Genomic DNA, 22,263 nt, shown 5'->3' with positions numbered 1-22,263 from the left:
CCGCCGGACGCAACTAACCATCACAACATCGAGTTACACCGTTATCTTGACAATCCCGTTTGATCTTGATGGAAGCCGGTGCCGCCTGGCGGTGGGTCTCTGAACTGCGGGTTCGGGGAGGGCGTGGCCTCTGCGGAGGGCGAGGCAGCGAGACGGATCTCCTGCTGGAGCGTCGCCCGGCCTTCTGCGGCGTTGGTGTCAGGCCGCTTGCTTGCTGCTGGTGAGATCCGTGGCCCAGGTCAGGGCGGTCTGGATGTGCTCGGGCTGTAGGCCCGTGTGCGGGTCGGGTTGTATCAGTAGGGTCGCTGCCCGGTGAGTGGTGCGGTCGGCGGCCCATTGGTGGTCGAGCGGGGTGAAGTCGTCATCGATCCATACGGCCGGGGTGTCGGCGAGCCACCATTCGACGTGGTCGCGTTTCCACAGGTAGCCGTCGGGGTGGCTGGTGGTGATCGGCAGGCGGGGCAGCTCGATGTGCTCGAAGTAGGGCAGGCCGAGCAGCGGACCGATTTGGCTTGAGGCGTCGATGCGCCAGCTGGTGCACCACACGGGCCGGACGAGCCCGGTGTTGATGGCGTCGGCGATCAGCGGGCCGTGGTCGTGGTTGAGCCAGACTCGGATCGGGTCGCAGTAGCCGGTCAGACTGACCTGATGGTGGGTGTGGGTGGCGGGGGTGGACTTGTCCTCTGCCGGGAACGGGATCAGTACACCGTCGATGTCCAGCAGCGGGTAGGGGATCTGGCGCATCGGTCTTCTCCCTGGTAGGCGGTCAGGGTTTGCGTGCGGTGATCAGGAGGGTGGTGGGCAATCGGGTGTCGGCCGAGGCGTGGAGGTGGTGGACGGAGGTAACCGTCAGCCCGGCCCGGTTCAGGGCGAGGACCCATGCGGTGGGTTCCATATCCCAGCGCTCGACGGTGTGGCTGGCGCCGTCCGGCAGGGCCACGGGGATGCAGGTGTACGGATGGTGCGGGATGGTGCCGGTCCGCTGAGGGTGTGGCACGCAGAAGGCCAGGATGCCCTGGTGAGCGAGTCTGCGGGAGCACGCCGTAAGGAGCTGGGACGGCTCGGTGGTGCCGATCGCGCCGAAGACGGAGACGATGGCGTCCAGGGCTTCCGCCGCGTGGTGGAGGTGGTGGGCCGCGCTGGTATGCAGGAACCGGGCTTCGGTGTGCCCGTAGTAGGCGACGGCGCGGCGGATCTGCGCGGCCGAGCTGTCCATGCCGACGATGGTCGCGCCGGGCAGTCACGTACGCCTCGATGAAGCTGTGCAGCCGGACTGGGTCGGCGTCGTCGATGGTGCCGTGCCAGGAGGCGAGGTCGAGCAGGCCGGGGCCGGTGAACGCGTGGGCGAAGTCGAGGAGCCGCCAGCCCTCGCGGGTGATGTGCAGGCTGGTGGGGTGGAACTCGGAGTGCACCCAGCCCCACGGGGCGATAGTGGCGCCTTTGGCACGTTTGCCGGCGGCTTCGGCAAGGGCGTCCAGCAGGTCGGCGATGTCGTCGGTGCCTGCGGCCCATCGGCCTTGATCTCGCAGCCGCAGTAGGTGACCGCGGGCCAGTTCGGGAAGTGCGGTGAGGGCGTCTCCGTCGAGAACGGGCAGCGTCGTGGTGGGTGCTGCGGCGTGCAGGCTGACGGCGGCCAGGATGCCGTCCGCGTCCACCGCGTCGCGCACGGGCTCGCCGAGATCTTCGATGACCATGCCGAGCACGTTGTCGCGCAGCAGTGAGCCGACGACTGCGGGCACCGGGATGCTGGCGCTGCCGGCCGCGTGCAGGATCCGGTCTTCGCTGGTGAATGGTTCGGTGGCGAACTTGTAGATCGCGGTGGTGTCGTCGGGGAAGACGAGCCGTTCCGCGCCCGACAGCGCCCACACGCGTACCGGGTCGCGGTGTGGTTGGGGCATGCCGGTGGCGGCGCAGATGTCGGCCAGGATGGCGGTGATGAGGTGGTTGTCCACGGGCGGGCTCCGTACGACGTGAGGAGGGGACGACCGGTCCGGGAGAGCGGTGTCCGCTGCCCCGGACCGGTGGATCAACGGGAGGGGTTAGGCGGCGGTCACGCGGTGCGACTCGACCCGCTGGATCCATTCGTCCTTCATCCCGGCGAGTTCCACGGCGAAGTTCGCCATCGACGTGCCGTAGGCGGCGACGACGCCACCGGACTGGTTGGGCGCGGACTGGCAGCCGTGGACGAGGCGTCCGCCGAGCGCGGTGTGAGCCTTGATGGCCTCGATGCGGCGGTACTCGTTGAACCAGCCGCCGTGGCGGCCCGCCGGGCCAACTCGCGCACGGCGGTAGACCCGCCGTTCTGCTCGCTGTGGGTAACCGTGGATGGCCGAAATCGGCTTCTGTCCGCGAGGCGTTCACGCCGCCGTTCAGTACGGCGTTCACCCCGCCGTCGGCCTGGTCCGCGACGCACTACTTCCAAGGTGCTCGAAGTCGGCGTTGCCGCAGCACACGGCCCTACAAGCGCGCTGCTCGGCTCGGCGTGCGTTCGAAGACTCCCTCCTGAAAGGAGGGACCCACCTTCTCTCTCCCCAGGCCGAACGTAGCGGTGTCGCTCAATCCCCACGGTCGAGCCGCACGCCTGCTCACCGACCGCGACCCGCTCCTCCTGGCCTGACCCGCCGCGCACGACATCCGACCGACCGGCTCAGCGCTGCGCTGTTTACCAACCGCCGTGCCAGCCGGCAATGGCTGATCCAGCGGTTCCGCATCGGCGTGGTCCTTCGGTTCGCGTTTGCCCATGCCGGCACTACTGTCCAGTTCCTTGATTCTCATGGGTGGCGGTTCTTGGCCGCTCGTTCTTTGATGCGTTTGCGGGTGTGGCGGGCGGCGGCCAAGACGAGCGCGGCGATGGCTGTCGGGTAGGACGCTGGTGTAGGTGTCGGCGGTGACGACGATGCTGGAGTGCCCGAGGAGATCTTGCACGTCGAGGTACCGCACCGGGTCGGCGAGACCGTCCCGCCGAGCCGGTGAAGACGCCGCAGGGGACCGGCGCTGCCGGGCCCCTGCGGGTGGTGCGGTCGTGGTCAGCTCGCGGGCCGGACCGTCACCGTTGCCTTGCCGGTACCGTCGCCCTGGAAGTGCAGGTTGAGCCGGAAGTCGCCGGACTCCTTCAGCGCGGCCGTGGTGAAGGTGCCGGTCGGGCCGCAGTCCGTGGAGTACGGGCTGTCGACGAACGCGTCGCTCGGGCTGGTCAGCATCAGGAAAGCGGATCGCGGCGCTCCCGTGACGTCGCACGACACCGTGTACTTCTGGCCCGCCACGCCCGGGAATCGGATGAGCGCCCCCTGACCGGCCACCAAGGTCTCCACCGTCGCCGGGGTGCCGTCCGTGGTCGCGGTCGCCTCGGTGACGGCCGGGATCTTGTACGCCCAGAGCGTCACCGAGTTCGTCTCCGCCATCCGCATCCGCACGGTCAGCGTGTGCTTTCCGGCCCGGACCAGGGGGATGCCGTACCCGAAGAAGACCTTCGGGTAGTCACTCTGGTCCGGCTTGCCGCAGCTGCCGCTGTCGCTGAACTGCCCGGCCGGGTGGGTGAAGCCGACGCCGGCCGGGGCGTCGTAGGTCCACGGGTTCGGCTCGCGGTAGGTGCCGAGCCGGCAGCCGATGAAGACCCGTTCGCCGCCCGCGGCGTTGACCGTGAACTGGGCCAGCTGGCCCGGCGTGGTGGTGTTCAGGGTGACCGGGGTGCCGTCGAGGGGCAGCTCGGCCGTCACAGGCGCGGGCACGGTGTGCACCTGGAGGGTGAACTCGTTGGTGCTCATCCCGTCGGGGTCGGCGACCATCGTCCAGCTGCCCGCGGGCAGGTTCAGTCGCTCGCCGAACGCGGTCGCCTCGGTACCGGGTCCGGAGTACTGGCACGGGCCGAACTTCTCGCTCACGCCGGTCGGGCGGTACAGCGTGATGAAGGCGGAATCGTCGCCTTTGCGGGCGCAGGTGACGTACACCTGGGTGGGTGCCGCCAGCGAGAACGTCGTCTTGACGCGCTGGTAGGCGCCCGTCGTGGCGAGGGTCAGCGGGGTGCCGTCCGTGGCGATCAGGCCGGTGGCGTCGGCGGCCACCCGGACGGCGGCCGCGGTCACGGTCTTGACCTGGCCCGAGAACATCGGGTGAATCACGAACTGGTACAAGCCGGTCTCGGTGGCGGTGATCAGCGGGCCCTCACCGACGCTGAAACTGGAACACGCGGCCGCGTTGGTGCCCAGATCGGGCTGGACGACAGTGCCGCGCGGGCCGATCACCGTGACTTCGGAGGTGGCACCGGTCGCCTGGCAGGTCAGCTGCACCCGGTCGCCGTCCGTCATCGCCAGGGCGAGGGAGACGTTCTGCTTGGCATCGGCGGTCTTCACCGTGATCGGCTGGGCGCCGGCCATCAGGGTGCCCGCGGCGTTGTCGAACTGCTGGACCTTGACGGTCGCGCCGAAGGTCTGCGCGTTGCGGTCAGTGACCAGCAGCCGGTAGCGGCCGTCCGCCTTGAGCAGGTTGATGTCGGTGGGCCGGGTGGCGTCGCAGGTGCGTGAGCCCTCGACCTGGCTGCCGTCGAACGCCTGCAGCACGTACGTCGGCGTGCCCGCGCTCTTCTCGCACGAGATGGTCAGGTGCCGGCCCACGGAACCGCTGAAGTAGACGTACGCCTTCTGGCCGGCGGTGGTGGTGGTGATGCTCACCGGCTCGCCGTTGGTGGTGGCCCACTCGACGACGTCATCGGCGGCCGATGCGGCGGTGCCGGGTATCAGTGGGACCGTGGACAACCCGAGGGCTGCCGCAGCGGTGATGGCTCGGATGCGAATGAATCGCAACGGTGCTCCTTGAGATGGTGGAACGTTGGTGGCAGCGCGCCGGCTGGACAGGCGCGAGTGGACGGTGGCCGCAGCCCGGACACAATCCTGCGCCACACTAGAAACCCTGATCAAGTGACGAAAGTCGATCATTGGCGTCTTGACGGCGTGCCGCTCGTGTGCATACGGTCACCGTTCATGATCACTGTGTCCGTGGTGGATGACGACCGCATGCTGCTCGACGGCATGGCCGCCTGATGACCGTCCTAGAGTTCGGGGCGCCCTACGCCACCCGGCGCACGATCGCCAGCAGCGATTCCTCGACGTCCTCGATCGCCCGGTCGGGCTGGAACACCAGCCAGTCGACAGCCACTACGAGCCCCACCCCGAAGAGGGCCGCCGAGGCCACCCGCACGTCCAGCTCGGCCGGGAGGTCGCCGGAGTCGACGCCCTCCTGCACGGTCCGCGCGATCACCCCGATCGCCTGCTCGCGCAGGAGGATCAGGGTCTGCTGCCACTCCCGGTTGGTGCGCCACATCTCGGAGAGCAGCAGCTGAGCGAACGCCCGATACCGCCGGATGTACTCCAGCTGGGCCCGGATCAGCGCACGCAGCGCCTCCCGCGGCGGCAACCCCTCCACCGCCAGCCGGAACTGCTCGGTGAGCAGGCCCACCCCGTGCCGCAGGAGCTCCTCGAAGAGATCCGTCTTCGACTTGAAGTTGTAGTAGACGGTCCCCTTCGCCACCTTCGCCCGCAGCGCGATGTCGTCCACGGTGGTAGCCGAGAAGCCCTGCTCGGCGATGAGTTCGACAGCGGCCTCGTACAGCCGCTGCCGGGTGTCCTCGCGTCGCCGGCTCCGCCCGTCGGTCTCCACGAGTAGAACCCTAGAGGACCAGTTCCGGGTGCAGGTCCGCAGTGCGCATCCGGCGCTTGCGGGCGGCCAGCAGCACGGTCAACAGCAGCGCGGCGACACCGAAGACGGCCAGGACCAGCGCGTCGTGTGTCACGATCGCGGCGGTGCCTCCGTCGACGGCATTCCGGATCGCCTCGACCACGTACGTCATCGGCAGCAGTGGATGGACGGCCTGGAAGAAGCTCGGTGACGTCTGGACCGGATAGGTTCCCCCGGACGAGGTGAGCTGCAACATCAGCAGCGCCAGCGCCATGACCCGCCCGGCCGGTCCCAGGGCCGCGCCGATCAGCTGCATGATCCCGGCGAAGACGGCGGCCGTGCCGAACATCAGTGCCAGGGTCGCTCCGGCGTGCACCGGCGTGAGCCCGAGCACGAGGTGCACCACGGCGTAGAGCAGGCCGGCCTGGACGGCGCCCATCACCACACCGGGGAGCAGTCCCGCGAGGGCCACCCGCAGCGGTGGTGCACCGGACATCAGGTAGCGCCGGTTCAGCGGCCGCAACAGCATGTAGTTGATCATCGCTCCGACCCAGAGCGCCAGGGCCAGGAAGTACGGCGCGAATCCGACCCCATAGGTGCCGGCCGGATGCCGCACGTCACGGTCCAGCGAGACCGGGTCGGCGAGCACGTCGGCCCGGTGGGCGGCGTCGTCGTAGCCGGGAATCTCGGCGGCGCCGTCGGCCAGCCCGTCGGCCAGCTGACCCGCCCCGCTGCGCAACTCACCGAGACCGGTGGCCAGTTCGTGACCGCCCTTGGACAGTTTCGTCAGGCCACCGTCCAACTGCCGGGCCCCGCTCGCCAGCCGGAAGATGCCGCCGCGCAGCTCGGTCGCACCCTTCGCGGCCTCGGCGTTGCCGGCGCTCACCTTCCGCGAACCGGCCGCCAGTTCGTCCATGCCGTCGGCGAGCCGGTTCACCTGGGCCCGGGCCTTCGTGATGTCGGCCGCCAGATGCGGAGCGTTCTTCGCCAGGTCGCGCGCCATGTCGGCCACCTCGTGGAGGCGGCGCCGCAATTCGTCCGAACCCACCGCGTCGATCTGGCGTTGCACCTGCTCGGCGTCGCTCACCAGCCGGTCGGCGAGGGCTTGCGCGTCGGCCAGGCCGGGTGTCTCACTCGGCAACCCGTCGAGGTACTTGCGCAGTTTGCGGGCTTCGGTGACCGCCCGGTCCGAGGCTTCCTCGATGTCCCCGACGTGGTCCGCGAGCTTGTCGGCGCCCCGGGCCACCAGCTTCGCCCCGGCTTCGATCTCCTTCGCGTTCTCGGTCAAAAACGGGCCGTACGTGTCGGCCGCCGCGTCGACCTTGTCGGCCAGCTTCCGGGTGCCGCGCGCCGCCTCGGCGGTGCCGGACGCCACCTGGGCCGAGCCCGTCTTCAACTGCTGCAGACCGTCGGCCAGACCATCCACACCGGAGCCGGCCTGGCGCAGTCCGGAAGCCAGCCGCCCCGCGCCGTCGTCCGCCGAGTCCAGGCGGTTCGCCAGCTGTCCCGCACCGGATGTGGCCTTCCGGGCGCCGTCACGCAGATCGGCGGCGCCGTTCGCGGCCTTGCCGGTCTCCTCCTTCAGATCGGTGAATCCGATCAGCATCCGGTCGAAGTACTCGGCCGACGCGCTCGCCGACGCGGCCGCCCGGACCTCGTCGAAAGCGGTGCGGGCGAAGACCCCGGAGAGGTAGTTGGTGGCGTCGTCGCTGATCGCTTTCAGCTGAGCGTTCCGCGGTTCTCTGTCCGATTCCGGGGCGGCCGCCAGAGATGCGGAGAAGTCCGCGGGTATGCGCAGTCCGATCTGGTAGCTGCCGTCTCGCAGGCCCTCCTCGGCGTCCTGCGCGTTCACCACGTGCCAGTCGAAGATCTGCCGTTCCACCAGCTCGTCGGCGAGATCCTTCCCGGCGTGCACGGTTTCCCCCTCGGAGGTGCGCGCCGGCTGATCCTCCACCACCAGCGCCGCCGGAATGTGGTTCAGCCGACCGTAGGGGTCCCAGAACGCGTACAGGTACAACGCCCCGTACAGCAATGGAATCACCGCGAGCACCGCCAGCGCCGCGGCCGTCAGCCGTCCGCGCAGAAATCTCCGCAGCTCCATCGCGGCCAGCGACAGCGTCGGAAAGCCCCGCATCACACCTCTTCCTCGACATCCTCGGACGTGGTCCCGGCGGGCGGTCGCCGCTCATCCGCCGGGCGCTCCGGTGGTCCCTCTTTCAGATCCCTCCGGGGTACGGGTGACGCGCCCTCCTCCCCGGTCGAGCCGACGCCCCGCGCTTCCGCCGGTTCGCCGTCCGCTGCCGGCAGCTCGCCCGTGCCCGTCTCGGCCTTCGCCGGGTTCTCCGGCGCCGGTTCGGCTTCGGCGGACTCGCACCCCGCGGACTGCTCGACCGGCTCCACCTCGGCGAAGGTGCCGGCGGTCGAGGTGACCAGCGGGCGGCCCGGGGTGCCGGTGCGGGGATCGTCGAGGAGCACCACATGGTTCACGAGGGCCGCGTCGATCTCCCGGGCCGTGACCAGCACCGCGGTCCCGCCGGTGGCGATCTCGGCGAGCAGCCTCCAGAGAGCGTTCTGCTCCGCGCGGTCGAGCCCGGCGTCGACGCCGTCGAGTGCGATCACCGCCGGGTCGGTCAGCACGGCCAGGGCCAGCCCGAGAAGGTGCCGCTGGTAGGGCGACAGATCCCGCCCTCGCTGGTCCGGGTCGAGGCCGTACAGCGGGACCGTGGCGGCCGCGCGTCGAGGGCGGCCGAGCAATGCCAGTCGCTCTTCGACATGCTCCCGGACCGTGAAGACGGGTTCGGGCTCCTCCACGCCGGGCACGTGAGCGAGCGCCGCCGTACCCCCGATCTCGATTTTTCCGGTGGTGAGCCGGAGCCGTCGCGCCAGTGCGAGCAGGGTGCTGGTTCGGCCGCTGCCCGGTGGACCGATCACCGCGACGGTCTCGCCGGTGTCGACCCGCAGGTCGAGATCGCGGACGAGCCAGCGGCGATGGTGCCGCACCCCCGCCCTGCTCGCGGTGAGCACCGACATGGCGACCCCCTTTTTAGACTGACCGGTCAGTTCAAAAACATACTCACGGTAGGCCCTTGGGGCGTACCGAGGTGGCGGAGGTCACGGACCGGGTTGCGGCGCTCTGCGGATCACAAGGTCAGGGATTCGGGTGCCTTCGGCCACTCCGGCTACATCGACGTTCGCCAGGCTTACCGGGCGAAGGGCCGCTACGGTACCGTTCGGTCGGCGTCCGGCTGTGCAGCCGACGACTTCCTGCGGGGGGCCTCTTTGTCACGACATTCCATTCTTCGCTGGGCGCTCGGCGGGCTGACCGCGACCGCGTTGTCGGTCACCGGCCTGAGCGTCCCGGCCCACGCAGCGGACACGCCGGTTCTGACAGCCGGCGGTCCGCAACAGATCACCGCCGCGCTGGGCGAGCGTTTCGACGTCACGCTGTCGGTGACCAACAGCGGTGACACCGCGCTCGACGGCGTCGCGGTCGACTTCGACACCGTCTGGGCTTTCCAGGACCTGGAACAGCACTCGAACTGTGAGTACGAAGATGGCCTGGTCCGGGCGTGCATCTTCGCCCAGACCCTGGAGCCGGGCGAGTCGTACCGGCTCGTCGTGCCGTTCCGGATTCGCACGGACACATACGCGCCGAGCTTCCAGGACAGCTTCTACCAGTGGGCACCCGCTTCCGAGCACGTCAGTGCGGGCACCCCGGGTACCGGTTCGGCTCTTCGGCTGCAGGAGGGCGACCGGATCGGCGAGAGCGAGGACGGTAGCTGGCAGCGGTTCTCCGTCTCCGTGACCGGCAACCAGGGCACCGACCTTGTCGCCATCGGTGACACGGCGTCCGGGTGGGTCGGTGACGTCGTGGAGACCGAGTTCGGCGTGCGCAACGACGGACCGGCGACCCTCGACTTCCGCCGGTCCGGCCTCGGCGTCGGCTGGGTCGTCGCGACAGCCCCGGAGGGCACCACCATCGTCAGCGCACCCGACTGTCACCGGGTGACCACCACGCAGGCCATGTGCGAAACCGCCTACCGGTTCAAGGTCGGCGAGATCAAGACCTGGAAGCTCTCTCTGCGGATCAACCGCGCCGGTGCGGGTGCCGCCGGGTCGGTCGAGGTCAATCCGGACTGCAAGTGCGAGCGTTTCACCGGCGATGCCGACAAGTCGAACAACCGGGCGGCTCTGATTGTCGACGGGGCCGTCGACGAGACCAAGCCGGTGATCGAGGACGCCGGTCTGGTAGCGCACCAGCGGGTTCCCTACGTGAGTTCCTTCCAGGCACGGGTGACGGACAACGCCAGGGTCACCAAGGTGGAGGTCACCGGCGCGCCCGCCACCACGCTCTCCACCTGCACGCAGCAGGCCGCGTCCGACCTCTGGCTGTGCAAGCTGAGCCAGCAAGTGGGTTATGACTCCGAGGCCGACAACATGCTCACCATCAAGGCGTACGACGTGGGCGGCAACGTCAGCGAGCCGGTCAGTGTGACGGTGCGCGTGGATCGCCGGTCCCCCAGGTACTCGGTGTCGCCGGCGCCGAAGTCGTCGCTGCGCTCCGGCTCGGTGACGGTCGAGCTCAAGGACCTGCCGGCAGATGTGGCTGAGGTGCGGGTTCTCAACGGCCGGACCGATGAGCTCGTCACCACGCTCACCGCGGCGCCCTGGACCTACATCTGGAACGCGACGGACGACGCGGCGCCGCCCGCGTTTCTGGCCGTGGACCAGGTCGGGAACGTCTGGCACGTGAGCACCGACTACCTCGTCGACGACGAGGCACCTGTCATCAACCGGGTGGACACCGTCAGTGCGTACCTGCCGAACCGGGTGGACACCGGTACGGGCTGGATCGGTGCCAGGGGCGGCCTGGAGTACACGGTCACCGACGAGTCGCCGATCACCCGTACCGAATGGTGGGTCAATGGGGTCTTGGCCTCGACCATGCGGTCCTTCGCCTGGGACGCAGGCACCATCACCGCCCCGACCGCTCAAATGGAACTCCGCGTCTGGGATGCCGCGGGTCACACCACCTCGAAATCCTTCACCGCGAACATCGACCGGACCGTCTCGGCGACTGTTGTCGCGCCGGCGCAGAACACGCTGATCCGGGGCACCTCGTTCGTCACCTCCGTCGCGGTCAATGACCCGCACGGCAAGGTCTACAGCACGCTGCTGGCACCGGTTCGCCTCACCGGCTCGCAGTCGTCGGCGAGGGTGGCGTCCGGCAGGGACGGCGCTAAAACGATCGTCTGGGAGGTCGCTGACCGGCTCGGCAACGTCGCACAGTTCAAGCGGACCGTGATCGTCGACAACACCGCCCCGGCGGTGTCGCTCAAGAGCGCTCCGGCGAACAAGGCGAAGGTGACCAGGACGTTCAGCGTCACCGCCAACGCGAGTGACAGAAACGGCATCGCCCGCGTCGAGCTGCTGATCAACGGCAAGAAGGTCGCCACCGACTACCACGCCGGCTGGGGCTTCAAGATCAATCCGAAGAAGTACGGCAAGAAGTTCACAGTCCAGCTCCGCGTCTACGACCGGGCGGGCAACAGCAAGCTGACCACCAAGCGGACCTACCGCCGCTGACACTTGTTCACGGCCGTGGCCGGCGGATGCGTCGGTCACGGCCGTTCGACACGTCAGCAGGGCCATCGTCGGGCAATGGCCTGTGGTTTCGCTTCTTGCTGACGGGCCGCTGTGGCGCCGGAAGCCGGCGTTGGCGAATGGCACGTCGTCCCCTATCGTGACCAGCCAAGATCATTTGATGAGGGAGTCGCCGTGGCAGTGGAGGCCGGGGACCGCCCGCCGTCGGCGGCGCGGCTGGCGCGAGTGGCACTGCTGGTCGCGGTCGTGCTGGCAGTACCCCTGGTGATCATTACGATCGCCGCCAGACGTCATCTCGATGTCGCCGACGACGCCTACGACGTCTACCTGCAGGCGATGGCGGCTCTAGGAGAGAAGGTCGCGGACGTGCCGGCGGATGTCCGCGCACGGCTGCTCTACGACATGTTGGCCGCCGGGATGGTTCTGCTGACGACTGGCTGGCTCGCGTGGTTGCTTCGTTTCCGGCTGCGGTGGGTGCAGGTCGGCGTGTGGCTGGTGGCTGTGGCCGCGTGGGCGGGTCTGGGTTGTGGACTGGCCGCAGCGCCGGAGATGCTGACCTCGGGCAGCCGGGGAAACCCGGCGTACTACCTCTTGAAGGATCTGCTGGTCTCCTGGTATCCGGTGACACACAGCTTGTTGGTGGCGGGCGTGCTCCTCGCCCTGACTACGGCCTCCGTGCTGCTGCTGCGTACCGAGGCTCAGGAGTTCTATCGCAAAGTCAACCGTGCCGATGCCGTCGACTGGGCGGGCTTCGCGCATGACCGGACGGGTATGAGCGGTCCGGACCGTTGAGTCGCGGCCAATGGTCTCGGGGTGGCTACCCGCGGGATTTTCGGTCCGAGTCCGACGGATGCGTTCATCGGTTCCTGCGACCTCGAATGGAGCGTCGTGGGTTACGAGAAGAAGGACCCGGTCGTGGAGTTCTAAGATCTGGGACCACGGCTTGAAATCCTGTCCGCAATTTCCCGACCGGGATGTAACCTGGCATAACGGTGTTCAGCAATGACGGTGAAAGCCAATCGCTCACGTTCGAGAAACGGTGCATGGCCGGCCAGGCTGTTCGTCAGATGGTCCCTCAGGTGGATTGCGCTTCACATGGCGGCTCAGTCCGCGGGTGTGCTGCTGTCCCTCATCTGGTTGTGGTCGATTGAAGATGTCCCGTCATCCAGCGATTCCGTTTTACTCGAGATAGTGATCGCGGTAGTTGCTGTTCTTGTCGTCTATCTCGTCGAAGGAGTCCTTTCAGTCATCGCGTTGTGGTTCCTGGGAAGGCAGCGAAGCCGGCGTGGATTCCGCGCCTTGAGCCTGTTCTTCGTCCCTTTCTGGTTGCCGATACAGGCCATGACCGTCTCGTCGCAATATCTGGCTCCGACATGGCTTCTCGCGTCCCTTATCGTGGCGATGTTGATCCGTCAGCCAGAGCCGGCGTACTACGGGCCGGTGAAACCCCGCCGGTGAAGCGCTGACATCCGTTGGCGTTTGCTCGTCAGGTGGGTTCGGCTTTGGTTACGACACGTGGGAGATGTCCACCGGGTGCCCGTGAGGTCGGGCAAGCCGGCTGACGTACGGGTGGAGAAATGGCCGCCGGGTCGTCCCGGCGGCCATTTTCGTTCTTTCGGTGGATCAGCGCTCGCAGCCGACCTCGGTGTCGCCCTTGAAGCCCTGGCACTCGTCACCGATCGAGCCGTTCGTGCCGCCGTCGAGACGGTCGGAGGTCTTCGGTTCTTCGTCGCCCATCAGGACGTCGTCGCCGGACCCGCCGTAGAGCTGGTCCTTGCCGGTGCTGCCGAACAGGGTGTCGTTGCCACCCAGGCCGTAGATCTTGTCATTGCCGACGTCACCGTGGATGTTGTTGGCCGACGCGTTGCCGATCAGGATGTCGCTGCCGAAGCTGCCGTGGATGACTTCCACGTCCGCGCCGACGGTGTCGCCCTCGCCGGGCCGCCCGTCGTCGCCGGAGGCGCCGTCCAGGTCGACCCGGACACCCTTCATGTAGCCGCCGTACTGAACCCAGTCCTCGCCCGGGCCACCCATGATCACGTCCGCCGACACGTTCTTGTCGTTCTCGTCACCGGACATGATGTCCCAGCCCGCGTCCCCGTAGAGCCGGTCGCGGCCCTCGTAGCCCAACAGGGTGTCGTCGCCGGCCCCGCCGTGGATCCGGTCGTTGCCGGTCTCACCGAACAGGTCGTCGTTGCCGGTCTCGCCGTAGAGGACGTCGTTTCCGGAAAGGCCGTGCAGGGTGTCGTTACCGCCGCGGCCGTTGAGCAGGTCGCTGCCGGAACCGCCGGTCAGCCGGTCGCCGGCGGTGCCGCCGAAAATCCGGTCGCTGCCGGAACCGCCGTCGATCGTGCTCCGCACGTTGGTGTTGTCGGTGACGGTGTCGTTGCGGTCGTACGTGTAGACACCGATCCGAGTCGGCGCCTTGGAGGTCGTACACCGCGCCTTGGTCTTGTCTCCGGGGACAGCCTTGCAGCCCTTGCCGGCTTTGACCGTCACCACGTCGTCGATGGTGATCGTGTTGCCGGTGCGGGTCAGCACGACCCGGTTCTGCTTGCCGGTGGCGGCCTTGTACTGGACCTTGGTGCTGTCGACCGAGGCAACGCCGGTGGACGCGCCCTGCGCGGGTGCGCCGACCGTGGCCAGGGTGGCGCCGCCGATCAGGAGGACGGCGACACGGGCCGGCCAGATGAAGCGAGACATGGGTGTTCCTCCCCGTGGATGGTGTTGTTCAGCGGAATGCGGGACGGCCCGGACGTCCGGCACACGCCGGACGGCTGGGCCGTCCCGATGTCATCGCCGATCAGGACAGCAGTTCGGCAAGCCGAGCCTTGAACTTGGTGAAGCTGGAGGACGCCACGCCGAAGTCGCCGGCGGGGACCTCGGTGTACTCGCAGCCGGAGGTCCGGCCGCCCTTGGTCACCAGGCAGAGGTCACCCGCCGAACTCTGGGAGCCGCCGTAGGCCTTGTCCTTGGCCCGGGGGTTGCCCTTGGGCCGCAGGTCCTCGTTGATCGACTCGCCGATGAGCACGTCGTCACCCGAGTTGCCGCTCAGGGTGTCGTTGCCGGAGAGCCCGATCAGGAAGTCCGAGCCACTGTTGCCGGTCAGCTTGTCGTGGCCGGAGTTACCGATCACGAAGTCGTCGCCGGAGCCGGCCTCGATGGTGTCGTTGCCTGACTGACCCTGGATGAAGTCCGTCCCGCCTTCGCCCCAGATCTTGTCATTGCCGCGACCGCCGTAGACCTCGTCGCCGGGGGACTCGGAGTCGTTGGTGACCCCGCCGGAACCGGCATGGATGTTGTCGTTGCCGTCGTTGCCGAAGATGGTGTCGGTGCCGGTGGCCCCGTACAGGACGTCGGCGCCGGTGCCGCCGTAGATCCTGTCGTCGCCGCTCAGGCCGTAGATCTGGTCACGGCCCGAGTCGCCGGAGAGCATGTCGTCGCCGGGCTGGCCGTAGAGCTTGTCGTCGCCCGAGTCGCCGTAGAGCTTGTCGTTGCCGAAGTGGCCGTGGAGCCTGTCGTTGCCGGTCTGGCCGACGATGGTGTCGTTGCCGGACTGGCCGTCGATGAGGTCATCGCCGGGGCCACCCCGAAGCGTGTCCGCTGCCGAGCCGCCGATCGCGTAGTCGTTGCCGTAACCGCCCTGCAGGTTCAGCGACACCGCGGTCCGGTTGACGATCCGGTCGTTGCGGTCACCGAGCTGGACGTCGAACAGAGCGGCCGCCCCCGAGGTGACACAGGTGACCTTGGTGGCGTCGCCGGCGGTGGCCGTGCAGCCGACGCCGGCGGTGATCGCGAAGGCGTCGTCGACGACGACGGTAGTGGCGTTGACCGCGGTGAGGACGACGTTGTTGGCCAGCCCGGACGAGGCGCGGAACTGGACCGTGGTCGAGCCCAGCACCTGTGCCAGACCCGGCGAGGCGGCGAGTGCGGGAGTGCTGAGGAGAGTCGTCGACCCGACCGCAGCAGTGGCGGCGGCGGCCACAGCTGCGAGAACGCGACGATTGAGGAAGATCATGAGACGAGCCCCCGTGGGAGAAAGAATGCACGACATAGACGGCGCAGCGCCCGCATCATAGAACGGTACCGTTTCGACGCAACTGTGGGTATCCGATGGTCAGCGGTCTATCTGCTCACGTTTTTGATCTCAATTTCGCAGGTTCGAGAAGGCCTGCTGATCGGGATCGACTGCCACCAGCGTCGGGTCGGCTGCGTAGCGACGCACCGGGACCGGTTCACCCGTTCGGATGATCAAACTAGCGGTTGTCGCGCATAGTCTGCAACGGCCGTAGTTGGCATTGATAAATGTGAGGTCCTTCGTGCGTGTTCCCCGTGTCGCCCTCGCGACGTCCGTTCTGGTCGGTGCCACGGCGGTGGGTTTGGCGGTCTCGACCGGCTGGGCCTCGGCTGCTGAGACGGTTCCGGCCAGCGCGGCCCGTCCGCTGCCGGTCACCACCGTCAGCGACGTCCTGGTCGACCCGGTGCACCGGCACATTCTGATCACCGATCACGAGAACGGCCGTCTCGTGGTGACCAACTACGGAGGCACGGTCCTCGGCATCCGTGAGGGACTGGCCGGTATCCGGGGCCTCGCACTCTCCAGCGACTCCTCCACCCTGTACGCGGCCCGCACCGATGCGCACGCGATCCTCGCCTTCGATGCCGCGACCGTCGTCCAGAAGGCGAGCTATCCGCTCGGCGACTCGGTCCACCCGTACAACCTCGCGGTCGCCGGTGGCAAGGTGTGGTTCGGTTACATGGGCCCGTGGGCGGAGGGCGGGTTCGACGGGAACTTCGGCTCGCTCGACGTCGACGGCTCCCAACCCGACGTCCACCTGCACGATCAGTCCACCGACGGCAGCGACTTCTACCTGGCACCGTTCGTCACGTCGTCACCGGCAGCCCCGGGCACCCTGGTGGTCTCGGACGTCTCGCACAGCGGCACGGAGGCCGCGACCGCCGCAGCGTACGACGTCTCGGGTGAGACCGAGAGCCGGATCAGTTTCGGCACGGTCGTCGACAGCTACACGAACGAGGCCGTGCTCAGCGCGGACGGAACCAACCTGCTCAGCGCCGGATTCGGAGTCTGGAGCAGCCCGCTCTCCGGCCTCGGGACCCGCAACCTGATCACCGAGGACACGACGCCCGCGGTCAGCCTGGACCTCGCCGCCGACGGGCGGCTCGCCGTCGGCGAGAGCAACGGGATGTATGAACCGGAGGTCGTCGTCTACCCGGCCGGTTCGCGCAAGCCGGAGGTGAGCTACGACCTCCCGCAGATCGAACCGACCACGATGCCGATGGCCGACCGGGTCTTCTGGGAGCCCGACGGCCGACTGTTCGTCATCTCCCGCAACAACCAGTACAACCTGTGGCAGCTTGCCGGACCGAAGTTCCCCGCTCCGACGATCACCGTCGATGCTCCGGCCACCGCGGTCCGTGCCCAGGCGCTCACCGTCACCGGCTCGGTCGGTGGCGCGGTGAGCCTGCCGGAGGGCACCGAGCTCAGCGTCACGCGTACCGATGTCGAATCCTCAAACGGCAAGGTCCTCGCGAAGGCGAAGATCGATGCCGCGGGAACCTTCCGGTTCAACGACACGCCGCCGGCAGGCGGTCCGGTCAAATACACGGTGTCGTACGCCGGAAGCGAGCAAGCCGACGCGGCCACCGGCCAGGACACCGTGCAGATCCCGCGGGCCACCCCGGCGCTGTCGCTGACCGGGCACGGCATGGTCTCCATCGACGGGCAGACGGTCACGGTGACCGCGACCCTCGGCACCACTCACACCAACCGGATCGTCCAGTTCACCACCCAGCGTGCCGGTGACACGTACGTCAACCCGGGCGACCCCGTGAAGGTGAACAGCGCGGGCAAGGCGACGTTCAAGGTGACGCTGAGCCGCAACACTACGGTCACCGTCAAGTTCGCCGGCGACGGCCGGTACGCCCCGCGCGCGGTGTCGTCGGTCCTGTACGCGAAGGTCAAAGCCGGTACCGGCGTCTACAACCAGTACAAGAAGAAGGTCGTCGGTTCGCAGTTGTGGAGCTACTTCCGCACCTCGGCGGACCCGAAGTTCGTCCACGTCGTGACGCCGTACCCGAACCGCACGGTCCGGACCGTCGTGCAATACCACTCCGGCGGAAAGTGGAAGACCTGGCGCACCTACACCACCAAGCTCACCGGCACCGGCAAGGCGACCGTCGTCGTACCCGGCAACTACAAGGCCGGCGTCAAGTGGCGGGCTCGCGCCGAGTACCTGTATGGCACCTCCGGCGACAAGGTCAACTACTCCACCGTCGGTGACTGGCGGTACTACACCTTTACCAAGTAGGAAGCATGTCCTCTTTGCTCGCGCGTACCCGGACCATCCGGGCATCGCTCACCGCGGCCGCCGCATCGGCCCTCGTCCCGGCTCTCCTTCTCGGCACGACCGGCCCGGCCGTCGCCGCCACCAATACGCTCACCCTGACCGCGATCAACCGGTCCGGGCTCAAGGTCGCCGCCGCGGCCACCGCTGTCAACCTCGACACCAGTTCCGAGTACCGGGTCCGCGCCGGCACCAAGCGGAAGCTGCCGAAGGGTAAGTACGCGATCCTGATCGCGATCACCGACAGTGGCTCGGCCACCCTCGGCGGCAAGACGGTGACCGTCTCCGGAGCGTCGAAACTGACCATCGACGCCCGCCGCGGCAAGGCGGTCAAGCTCGGCCTGAGCCCCACGGTGAGTGGCTACGCCTACAGCATCACCGCCGAGATCTGTAGCCTGACCGCCGGCGCCAACTCCGAGGTGGGTGCCTCGGGTGGCGACTTCGCCACTCTCTACGCCATCCCGACCGCGTCCACGAAGATCGCTTTCGCGGCCATGGGTTCGTGGACCCAGGTCTCGACCCTGGCCAAGCACTATGGGGTGCTGAACCGGACGGTCGGTGTGCCGTCGAACCCGAGCCGCACCTTCAGTCAGGCGAGCCTCGGCACGGTCACCGTCGACTCCCGGCGGGGCCCGTCCGGCTCGAACAGTGCCGATCTGGCCATCCAGCCGCAGACTGGCGGGTGCGGCAACAACATGTACACCGGCCTGTCGTACTCGGACCAGCCGGGCACCTCGAAGATCCACCTTAGCCCCGGTACCTGGCACATCGACAGCAGCGCCTACGGGCACGCGAACAATGGCGAGGGCAGCTACCTCAGCAGCTTCTATGCCGAACGCAAGGTCGCGGCGAAGAAGTCGTACTTCGTCCGGTTCTATGGGGCGACCTGGGGACCCGGCGTTATCCTCCCGATGATCGTCCGGGGCGAGGTCTTCTACGGGCTCGACAACATGTTCGAGGATCCCGCCTTCAATGATGTCGTCGGCAGTTGGGGCAGCGAGGCCGGCGAGAAGGCGAAGGCCACCCTCAAGTTCGGCGACAAGACCGTGAAGACCGCGCTGGACCGAGGCGCCACGCAGTACCCGAACCTGGAGTACCGGGTGAAGAAGGCGGGCTGGTACACGCTGACCAACACCGCCACCCGCTACCGCGCCGGCTACACCTACCCGAGCGGGATGCTCTCCACCGCGTCGACCGTCACCCACCGGTTCTACGCCAAGCCGAGTTCCAACACGATGATCCAGTCCTACGCCGTGCAGCAGATCCCGGCCGGCCTGGACGGCTACAACCGGGCCGACGCGGGCAGCAGCACCGACGTGGCGCTCCGGCTCACCCGGTACCGCGCGTACGACGACGTCCCGCGGGGCGCGAACCCGAAGCTGAAGTCGCTGGCCACCAAGGCGTCGTTCGACGGCGGGAGGACGTGGCGGGCAGTTCCGGTCAAGAAGATCGGCGGGGTGTGGACGGCTGTCGTCCCCAACCCGGACTCCGGCGCGGTGTCGCTGCGCACCCGGGCCACCTACACCAGTGGGGGCTACACCGAGGTGACCGTCTACCGGGCGTACGCCATCGGCTGATCGGGAAGGTTCTCGAAAAACGGCCCGGCCTGATGCCGGGCCGTTTTTCGTGAGCCGTGACGGGTGTCAGCGGCGGTAGGTGCGCTTCGCGGTGTACACGACGTTTCCGGCGCGGTCGTACGCCCGGAGCCGCATGACGAACGTCTTGCCGTACTTCTTCGGGTCCAGGACCAGCCGGTAGGCGGCCTTCTTGTCGATGGCGACCACCTTGCCGTCGATCAGCAGCTCGACCCGCTTGATGCCGGACTTGTCCGCGGCGGTGGCCGTGATGGTCACCTCGGCGCGCAGCTTGCTGTTGTTCGACGGCGCGCTGGTGATCCGCAGCGTCGGCTTGGTGTTGTCGACGACCACCTTCCTGGAGACCACCGTGACGTTGTTCAGAGAGTCGTAGACGCGGACGGTCATCGTCGCCGTACCGTTCTTGGCCTTCGGGTCCCAGCGCAGCGAGGGCTGGCGCTTGCCGTTGATCAGCAGCTCGGTGCTGGTGATCCGGTTGGCGTCACTGGCGTCGACACGGAGGGTCTGGCCCGCCTTGATGTAACCGTCGGTGACGGGGAAGCGCACCTTCACGCTCGGGCCGGCGAAGTCGGCGGCAGTGCGGTCCTTCTCGTAGACGGTGACCGTGCCCGCGCCGGACCTCTTGACCGTGACCAACTGCGCCGGAGTCGGCACACCGTTCTTGTCCACACCGGACAGCAGGTACGCGCCGGGCGGCAGCAGGTTCGCGTTGGCCGGCATCGTCGCGGTCACGGTGTTGCCGGACTGGCGGAACGACAGGGGCACGCGACGCTGGTCGGTGTTGTAGGAGTGGGTGACGCTGGTGGCCCGGATCAGCGACAGCGACGACAGCTTGCGGCTGTCGGAGAGGCCGAGCGACACCGTGCCGCCGTAGGTCAGCGAGCCGCTGATGCCGGTGATCTGCGGCCGGTTCGCCCAGCGCACCCGTCCGGCGGCGCCCTTGGCGAACAGGTACGGCGGGTAGTAGATCTCGGCGTTGAAGTTGTCCTCCGGGCCGGGCACCCCGCCGCCCGCGGTCAGCACCGAACCGCTCGGCATCAGCACCGCGGTGGAGTGGTAACTGCGGATCCGTTGCGCCTTGGCGGCGTCACGCCACTTGCCGGTGACCGGGTTCCAGATCTCCGAGTCGTAGGTGGAGTTGGCCGCGCCCGACTGTGTGCCGACCCGGGTGCCGCCGTTGGAGAGCACCTCGCCGTTGGGCAGGACCGTCAGGTTGAGCCAGTTACGGGCGAGCCGCATCGCGCTGGTCGCGGCGGTCCTCGGGGTGGCGCCGTTGATGTCGACGACGGTGGCCCGGTTGGTGGCGACCTGGTTGCTGCCGTTGTTGTACTGGCCGCCGCCGGCGAACAGCAGCTTGCCGGGCGCGTACATCACCGAGGAGCCGGAGACGCCGATCGGCACGGGCAGCGTGCCCAGCGAGGTGACCTTGCCCGTACCGGACGGATCGAGTTTCCACATCCGGTCGTACGAGACGCCGAAGACCTTGCCGTCCGGCGCGACGTACGCTCGCGGGTACCACCAGCGGTTGTCCCGCGCGCCGAACGCCACCGTGCTGTCCGCTCCGGTCAGCCTGGTCCACGCCCCGGTCCCGTTGCTGATCTCGGGGGTGGTGGCGACGGTCGTGTTGTCGTTCGGCTTCTGGAAGGCGTCGACGTTGTAGGAGTTGCCGCCGCCGAGGGTCAGCATCCGGTCGTCGGGCAGGCGCAGCACCGTGGCGTACCACCGCTGGCGGTTGAGCTGGGCGCCCATCGTCTGCCCGCCGGTGGCCGGGTTGTAGATCATGGTCGCGGTCGTGGAGTTGCCGCCCACCATCAGTAGCCGGCCGTCGGGCAGCCGCTCCAGCGAGTTGCAGAAGGCGTCGTACGAGTGCATGGACGCCGTCTGCCGGTGCGCGTCGGCCCCCACCCCGGTGGCCGGGTTCCAGTCGTCGTAGGAGAAGCCGCCCTGCCTCGCCTCGCCCGGCGGGGTCCCGTAGCCGACCACGTGACCGTTGGGCAGCAGCGCCATGTGGATGCCGACCAGCGGCCAGGCGACCTGCGACGAGTACATGCCGGTCACGTGGGCGTTCGAGCCCGGGAGGATCTTTCCGAGGTAGGGGTCGGCCGGCTGGTTCAGGGTGATCCGGCCGGATCCGACGGTCACCTGGGCTGCGCCGGCTATCGCGGCGAGCGCCTGGTGAGCCGTGTGGTCCTGCTCGACCGACTGCGCGGTGCCCGCCGACAGCGCCATACCTCCGGCGACCGCGGCCGTCACAGTGGCTCCCGCCATCAGCCGGCGACCGAGACCCGACACTCCACGAACCATTCCAGCTCCTGTCGAGAGTTTCCCGCATCGGACGTCGATACGATGCCGGTCGATCGTACGGTCATCGATGTACGCCATGGCGGGAGGGTCCCCCGGCCTCACCCTTGTGGCTGTCCGGTGCGACGCGGCGCCCCTCCGAAAATAGAGAATTCGCCTTGTATCGATACCGGGCGGTTGACTCGACCCGATGCCGCAATTAGCTTTGCGATGACAGATGCAAGCGATCCGAGGGTGCGGTTCCACGAGAACGCATCGAGATCGCGTCAACCCCCTTCCACGAGGAGGAAAAATGAAATTGTTGCGTCAATTCGGCGTCACGATCGCGTCATTGTGTGCGGTGACCGCTGCGGCTGTCGCGGTGCCGGGGCAGGCGCAGGCGCGCGACGACCGGCCGAGCACCGCCCTCCTGATCAGCGTCCAGTTCGTTGACGAGCCCGAACAGCCCAGCCGGACCGCACTGCTGTACTGCGAGGCCGATGGCGGAAGCCACCGATCGGCCGCGGCGGCGTGCCAGGATCTGCGCGCCGTCGACGGCGACTTTCACGCTCTGCCGGACACCGGCGGAATCTGCACGCGGGAATATCGTCCGGTGGTTGCCACCGCCGTCGGGCTCTGGGCCGGAAGAATGACGTCGTACCGCGAGGTCTTCGGTAACAATTGCCTTCTGCTGCGCGCCACCGGCAGCGTATTCGACATCTGAACGACTCCGTCGAGTCATTATTCGT

At 68.1% G+C, this 22,263-nt stretch carries 17 protein-coding genes; 8 read left to right on the top strand and 9 right to left on the bottom strand.

Features of this window, described 5'->3' with window-relative positions; all coding sequences use genetic code 11:
- Window positions 1-198: 198 nt before the first annotated feature.
- Together IEZ13_RS29065 and IEZ13_RS29060 are read right to left on the bottom strand one after the other, a co-directional pair.
- A complete protein-coding gene (locus tag IEZ13_RS29065) occupies window positions 199-744 on the bottom strand; it encodes an HAD domain-containing protein (RefSeq protein ID WP_183224024.1) in 546 nt (181 codons plus the stop codon).
- Between the two features lie 22 nt (window positions 745-766).
- The gene (locus IEZ13_RS29060) at window positions 767-1,216 is read right to left on the bottom strand and encodes a hypothetical protein (protein ID WP_183224026.1); all 450 of its coding nucleotides are present in this window, start codon (window positions 1,214-1,216) and stop codon (window positions 767-769) included.
- On the opposite strand from IEZ13_RS29060, the gene IEZ13_RS29055 reads away from it, so the two are divergent.
- Window positions 1,215-1,538 carry a hypothetical protein gene (locus tag IEZ13_RS29055; RefSeq protein WP_183224028.1) on the top strand — a complete coding sequence of 108 codons (324 nt, stop codon included), beginning with the start codon at window positions 1,215-1,217 and terminating at the stop codon, window positions 1,536-1,538. The genes IEZ13_RS29060 and IEZ13_RS29055 overlap by 2 nt on opposite strands.
- A gap of 1,488 nt (window positions 1,539-3,026) precedes the next feature.
- On the opposite strand, the gene IEZ13_RS29050 is transcribed toward IEZ13_RS29055, so the two are convergent.
- Window positions 3,027-4,799: a hypothetical protein gene (locus IEZ13_RS29050; protein ID WP_183224030.1), complete on the bottom strand. Its 1,773-nt coding sequence runs from the start codon at window positions 4,797-4,799 to the stop codon at window positions 3,027-3,029.
- A gap of 114 nt (window positions 4,800-4,913) precedes the next feature.
- Between IEZ13_RS29050 and IEZ13_RS47590 the strand changes: the two genes are divergently transcribed.
- On the top strand, window positions 4,914-5,036 hold the full coding sequence (locus tag IEZ13_RS47590; RefSeq protein ID WP_260179430.1) for a hypothetical protein: 123 nt from the start codon (window positions 4,914-4,916) through the stop codon (window positions 5,034-5,036).
- Between the two features lie 25 nt (window positions 5,037-5,061).
- Here IEZ13_RS47590 and IEZ13_RS29045 read toward each other — a convergent pair whose 3' ends face one another.
- The 3 genes from IEZ13_RS29045 to IEZ13_RS29035 are packed head-to-tail and all read right to left on the bottom strand — an operon-like array spanning window position 5,062 to window position 8,700.
- Window positions 5,062-5,652, bottom strand: a complete 591-nt coding sequence (locus IEZ13_RS29045) for a TetR/AcrR family transcriptional regulator (protein WP_183224033.1) — start codon at window positions 5,650-5,652, stop codon at window positions 5,062-5,064.
- A gap of 10 nt (window positions 5,653-5,662) precedes the next feature.
- Window positions 5,663-7,804, bottom strand: a complete 2,142-nt coding sequence (locus tag IEZ13_RS29040; protein WP_183224035.1) for a YhgE/Pip domain-containing protein — start codon at window positions 7,802-7,804, stop codon at window positions 5,663-5,665.
- Complete coding sequence (locus IEZ13_RS29035; protein ID WP_203833927.1) at window positions 7,804-8,700, bottom strand: ATP-binding cassette domain-containing protein; 897 nt, start codon at window positions 8,698-8,700, stop codon at window positions 7,804-7,806. Before IEZ13_RS29035 ends, IEZ13_RS29040 begins: the two co-directional genes overlap by 1 nt.
- A gap of 249 nt (window positions 8,701-8,949) precedes the next feature.
- On the opposite strand from IEZ13_RS29035, the gene IEZ13_RS29030 reads away from it, so the two are divergent.
- From IEZ13_RS29030 to IEZ13_RS29020, 3 genes are all read left to right on the top strand, one after another.
- Entirely contained in the window at window positions 8,950-11,256 is a 2,307-nt protein-coding gene (locus tag IEZ13_RS29030; protein ID WP_183224036.1) for an Ig-like domain-containing protein, read from the top strand.
- A 192-nt stretch (window positions 11,257-11,448) separates the two neighbouring features.
- Window positions 11,449-12,066 (top strand): hypothetical protein, encoded by a 618-nt coding sequence (locus IEZ13_RS29025; RefSeq protein ID WP_183224038.1) that lies wholly within the window; start codon window positions 11,449-11,451, stop codon window positions 12,064-12,066.
- Window positions 12,067-12,369: 303 nt separating this feature from the next.
- The gene (locus IEZ13_RS29020; RefSeq protein ID WP_183224040.1) at window positions 12,370-12,732 is read left to right on the top strand and encodes a hypothetical protein; all 363 of its coding nucleotides are present in this window, start codon (window positions 12,370-12,372) and stop codon (window positions 12,730-12,732) included.
- A gap of 165 nt (window positions 12,733-12,897) precedes the next feature.
- On the opposite strand, the gene IEZ13_RS29015 is transcribed toward IEZ13_RS29020, so the two are convergent.
- Both IEZ13_RS29015 and IEZ13_RS29010 read right to left on the bottom strand, forming a co-directional pair.
- On the bottom strand, window positions 12,898-13,977 hold the full coding sequence (locus IEZ13_RS29015; RefSeq protein WP_183224042.1) for a calcium-binding protein: 1,080 nt from the start codon (window positions 13,975-13,977) through the stop codon (window positions 12,898-12,900).
- A 100-nt stretch (window positions 13,978-14,077) separates the two neighbouring features.
- Window positions 14,078-15,292 carry a calcium-binding protein gene (locus tag IEZ13_RS29010; protein WP_183224044.1) on the bottom strand — a complete coding sequence of 405 codons (1,215 nt, stop codon included), beginning with the start codon at window positions 15,290-15,292 and terminating at the stop codon, window positions 14,078-14,080.
- A 301-nt stretch (window positions 15,293-15,593) separates the two neighbouring features.
- Between IEZ13_RS29010 and IEZ13_RS29005 the strand changes: the two genes are divergently transcribed.
- Together IEZ13_RS29005 and IEZ13_RS29000 are read left to right on the top strand one after the other, a co-directional pair.
- On the top strand, window positions 15,594-17,603 hold the full coding sequence (locus IEZ13_RS29005) for a YncE family protein (RefSeq protein WP_183224047.1): 2,010 nt from the start codon (window positions 15,594-15,596) through the stop codon (window positions 17,601-17,603).
- Window positions 17,604-17,608: 5 nt separating this feature from the next.
- Window positions 17,609-19,216: a hypothetical protein gene (locus IEZ13_RS29000; protein WP_183224049.1), complete on the top strand. Its 1,608-nt coding sequence runs from the start codon at window positions 17,609-17,611 to the stop codon at window positions 19,214-19,216.
- Window positions 19,217-19,282: 66 nt separating this feature from the next.
- Here the strand turns inward: IEZ13_RS29000 and IEZ13_RS28995 are convergent, their stop codons facing one another.
- Complete coding sequence (locus tag IEZ13_RS28995; protein WP_183224051.1) at window positions 19,283-21,487, bottom strand: galactose oxidase-like domain-containing protein; 2,205 nt, start codon at window positions 21,485-21,487, stop codon at window positions 19,283-19,285.
- A gap of 340 nt (window positions 21,488-21,827) precedes the next feature.
- Here IEZ13_RS28995 and IEZ13_RS28990 point away from each other — a divergent pair, with 340 nt between their 5' ends.
- A complete protein-coding gene (locus tag IEZ13_RS28990) occupies window positions 21,828-22,238 on the top strand; it encodes an SSI family serine proteinase inhibitor (protein ID WP_183224053.1) in 411 nt (136 codons plus the stop codon).
- The last annotated feature ends 25 nt before the right edge of the window (window positions 22,239-22,263 follow it).

This window comes from Actinoplanes campanulatus, assembly GCF_014647795.1.
In the GTDB taxonomy this organism is placed as follows: domain Bacteria; phylum Actinomycetota; class Actinomycetes; order Mycobacteriales; family Micromonosporaceae; genus Actinoplanes; species Actinoplanes campanulatus.
Note: the sequence above shows the minus strand (reverse complement) of the source record. Positions and strands in the feature narration are given on the sequence as shown.

Bases quoted from the DNA above. Each gene is read 5' to 3' on its own strand.
- IEZ13_RS29065 (WP_183224024.1), bottom strand. From the start codon at position 744: ATGCGCCAGATCCCCTACCCGCTGCTGGACATCGACGGTGTACTGATC.
- IEZ13_RS29055 (WP_183224028.1), top strand. From the start codon at position 1,215: ATGCCGACGATGGTCGCGCCGGGCAGTCACGTACGCCTCGATGAAGCT.
- IEZ13_RS29060 (WP_183224026.1), bottom strand. From the start codon at position 1,216: ATGGACAGCTCGGCCGCGCAGATCCGCCGCGCCGTCGCCTACTACGGG.
- IEZ13_RS29040 (WP_183224035.1), bottom strand. From the start codon at position 7,804: ATGCGGGGCTTTCCGACGCTGTCGCTGGCCGCGATGGAGCTGCGGAGA.
- IEZ13_RS29035 (WP_203833927.1), bottom strand. From the start codon at position 8,700: ATGTCGGTGCTCACCGCGAGCAGGGCGGGGGTGCGGCACCATCGCCGC.
- IEZ13_RS29020 (WP_183224040.1), top strand. From the start codon at position 12,370: ATGGCGGCTCAGTCCGCGGGTGTGCTGCTGTCCCTCATCTGGTTGTGG.
- IEZ13_RS29015 (WP_183224042.1), bottom strand. From the start codon at position 13,977: ATGTCTCGCTTCATCTGGCCGGCCCGTGTCGCCGTCCTCCTGATCGGC.
- IEZ13_RS29010 (WP_183224044.1), bottom strand. From the start codon at position 15,292: ATGATCTTCCTCAATCGTCGCGTTCTCGCAGCTGTGGCCGCCGCCGCC.
- IEZ13_RS29000 (WP_183224049.1), top strand. From the start codon at position 17,609: ATGTCCTCTTTGCTCGCGCGTACCCGGACCATCCGGGCATCGCTCACC.
- IEZ13_RS28990 (WP_183224053.1), top strand. From the start codon at position 21,828: ATGAAATTGTTGCGTCAATTCGGCGTCACGATCGCGTCATTGTGTGCG.